The sequence below is a fragment of the Chitinimonas sp. genome (genome assembly GCF_041904975.1).
In the GTDB taxonomy this organism is placed as follows: Bacteria; Pseudomonadota; Gammaproteobacteria; order Burkholderiales; family Chitinimonadaceae; genus Chitinimonas.
The window spans coordinates 1-3344 of the sequence record NZ_JAYRLZ010000371.1 but is presented as its reverse complement, the minus strand read 5'-3'; the positions used below and the strand labels follow the sequence as shown (position 1 = coordinate 3344).

Annotated in this window: 2 protein-coding genes and 1 pseudogene; all 3 read left to right on the top strand. The window is 62.4% G+C overall.

Translation table 11 applies throughout. From position 1 onward, the window contains the following. Window positions 1-720, top strand: a pseudogene (locus ACE3OH_RS20955) (threonine ammonia-lyase, biosynthetic); the annotation flags it as partial. A gap of 91 nt (window positions 721-811) precedes the next feature. Then, window positions 812-1324, top strand: a complete 513-nt coding sequence (locus tag ACE3OH_RS20950) for a hypothetical protein (protein ID WP_374357778.1) — start codon at window positions 812-814, stop codon at window positions 1322-1324. A gap of 127 nt (window positions 1325-1451) precedes the next feature. Next, window positions 1452-3344: DUF3683 domain-containing protein (locus tag ACE3OH_RS20945; RefSeq protein ID WP_374357775.1), on the top strand; the 1893-nt coding region annotated here is incomplete at its 3' end.

Sequence of the window (3344 nt, the reverse complement as noted above, 5' to 3'; positions counted from 1 at the left end):
AAGGATGTATTCGAAGATACCCGCTCCATCCTCGAGCCATCTGGCGCCCTGTCACTGGCCGGGCTCAAGGCCTGGGCGGAGCGCGAGGGCAGCCAGGGCGACACGCTGATCGCCATCGCCAGCGGCGCCAATATGAATTTCGACCGGCTGCGCCATGTCGCCGAGCGCGCCGAGATCGGCGAGGCGCGCGAGGCCATCCTGGCAGTCACCATTGCCGAGCAACCGGGCAGCTTCCGGCATTTTTGCGAGTTGCTGGGCAACCGCGCCATCACCGAGTTCAACTATCGTGCGGCCGACCCGCAGGAGGCACATATTTTTGTCGGGGTGAAAATCAGTGCGCGCCATGAGGCGGCCGAGCTGGTCACCATGCTCAACGCCGCCGGCCTGAAGGCGCTGGACCTCACCGACAATGAAATGGCCAAGCTGCATATCCGCCATCTGGTGGGCGGCCGCGCTCCGCAGATCGAGCACGAGCTGCTGTATCGCTTCGAATTTCCCGAGCGCCCCGGCGCCCTGCTCAATTTCCTCACCCATATGGGGCGCGGCTGGAATATCAGCCTGTTCCACTACCGCAATCACGGCGCCGACTACGGCCGGGTGCTGGTCGGCATGCAGGTGCCACCGTCCGAAGAGGCGGCGCTGCAGGGCTTTCTGGCCGAACTTGGTTACCGCTATACCGACGAACGCCATAACCCGGCCTATCGCTTGTTCCTCGCCTGAAGGCTGGGCTGGATGGCCCGGCAGGCGGCCTGTCTAGTCAAGCCGGCGGTGCAAGGCTATAGTGGTGGTTCGCGGTTAATATATTCTTGCCATGCGGTCCACCACGGTATTCGCCTCCTCTGTGATTTCCGCCAGCCTGCTGGTCTGCGCCGGGCCGGATGACCGTCTGCGAATACCCAAGCCTCTGCCCCGCCCGCCACTCGATTTACGCCTGCCCCCCCTGGAAAAACAGCTCGAAGAAACGCCCGCCTCGGCCGTTTCGCCCGTGTTGATCCGCAGCCTGCCCTTGATGGCATCGAGCACAGCCCCGCGCACCCTGAAAACCGATAGCCCGGAAGAGCTGGCCAACGAGCAGATGCTGCGCGCCATCGAGCAGCGCGCCTATGCCGCCAGCACCAATAGCGGCGCCTGCGTGAAGCGCAACAATGATGCGGTAGGCGCCGGCGTGCGTTGGTCGCTGAACAATGGCTTCGGCGTTTACTGGCAGGGCAAGGGCCTGCGCGATCTGCAAAAGCTGGTCGGCATCAATGAAATCAATGCCCTATGCCCACCGGGTGACGCCAGCCCGATGTGTCGCACCATGCCCAAGACCATCTGCGACTGACGTAAACGTCAATCAAACCGCGCTAATTCCCTGATTTTGATAGGGTTTATTCGCTGCAATAAATTGGCAGGCGGTTCGATGCAGCGCAACATTTCGGCTAGAATCGACCTCCCGACTCAATTGCCACATGGTCCAGCCGATGGCCGCCGAAGCCCCCCGCCTGCGCGAAATACCTTACAACTACACCTCGTTCTCCGATCGCGAGATCGTTATCCGCCTGCTCGGCGAATCCAGCTGGGAAGTGCTGGCGCGCCTGCGCGGCGAGCGCAAGACCGGCCGCTCTGCCCGCATGCTGTTCGAAGTGCTCGGCGATATCTGGGTGGTACAACGCAACCCCTATCTGCAAGACGACCTGCTGGAAAGCCCGAAGCGGCGCGCCTTGCTGGTCGAAGCGATGCGCCACCGCCTGCGCGAAATCGCAGCGCGGCGCGGCGACAACCCGCAGGTTGACGAGCTGCTGGCCAAGGCCAGCGCCGCCATCGACCAGTTCGATGCCTCCTTCGATGCCACCGCCAGTCTGCGCAAGCAAGTACTCAAGCGCATGAGCGGCCTGACCCGGCGCGACAATATCTGCTTTGACGGCCTGGCGCGGGTATCGCATGTCACCGATGCGACCGACTGGCGGGTGGAATATCCGTTTGTGGTGCTGAACCCCGACCATGAAGATGAAATGGCCGACTTGGTCAAAGCCTGTATCGAGCTGGGCCTGACCATCATCCCGCGCGGCGGCGGCACCGGTTACACCGGCGGCGCCGTGCCGCTGACGCCGATGTCGGCGGTGATCAATACCGAAAAGCTCGATCGCCACAATGGCGTTGAATACATCACCTTGCCCGGCGTCAGTATGGGTGATGGTGCGCAAGCCGAAAAAGTCGCCACCATCAATTGCGGCGCCGGCGTGGTCACCAAGCGGGTAATGGAAGCCGCCGAAGCCGAGGGTCTGGTATTTGCGGTAGACCCGACCTCGGCCGAAGCCAGCTGCATTGGCGGCAATGTGGCGATGAATGCCGGCGGCAAGAAAGCGGTGCTATGGGGCACGGCGCTCGACAACCTGGTCAGCTGGAAGATGGTCGACCCGGATGGCAACTGGCTGTTTGTGGAACGTATCAACCACAACCGCGGCAAGATTCATGATGTGGATGTCGCCACTTTCAAGCTGCGGCGCCTGCAGCCCGATGGCAAGACGCTGATCGCGGAAGAAACGCTGTCCATCCCCGGCCCCGCTTTTCGCAAGGTAGGGCTAGGCAAGGACGTCACCGACAAATTCCTCGCCGGCCTGCCCGGTGTGCAGAAGGAAGGCACCGACGGCATCATCACCTCGGCGCGCTTTGTCCTGCATCGCATGCCCAGCCATGTGCGTACAGTCTGCCTGGAATTTTTCGGCACAGTGGCCGAGGCCACCCCGGCCATTGTCGAGATCAAGAATTTCATCGACGCCCATCCGCACGCCATCCTCGCCGGCCTCGAGCACCTTGACTGGCGCTATGTACGCGCCGTCGGCTATGCCACCAAGGCCAAGTCCAAGGGCCGTCCGAAAATGGTGCTGCTAGCCGATATCGTGTCGGATAACGAAGATGCGGTCGGCGAGGCCGCCAGCCAGGTAGTGCGTATCGCCAATGCCCGCAGCGGCGAAGGCTTTATTGCCGTCACCGGCGAGGCGCGCAAGAAATTCTGGCTCGACCGCAGCCGCACCGCCGCCATTGCCCGCCATACCAATGCTTTCAAGATCAATGAAGACGTGGTGATTCCACTGCCACGCCTTGGCGATTACTCGGACGGTATCGAGCGCATCAATATAGAACTGAGCATCCAGAACAAGCTGCAGCTCTTGGAGCGGCTCGATGGCTTCTTCAGCCAGGGCCGGCTGATGGTGGATGCCGGCGATACCGCCGTCAGCCACGAAGAGCTGATCGGCGATCGCCGCGAAGCCGCCCTGGCGGCCATCCGCCAGATCCACGCCCGCTGGCAGTGGCTGCTCAGCCATCTGGATGACAGCTTCGAGCTGTTTACCGGCACCTTC

Excerpts from the sequence above, each read along its gene's own strand:
- ACE3OH_RS20950 (WP_374357778.1), top strand. The coding sequence starts at position 812 with ATGCGGTCCACCACGGTATTCGCCTCCTCTGTGATTTCCGCCAGCCTG.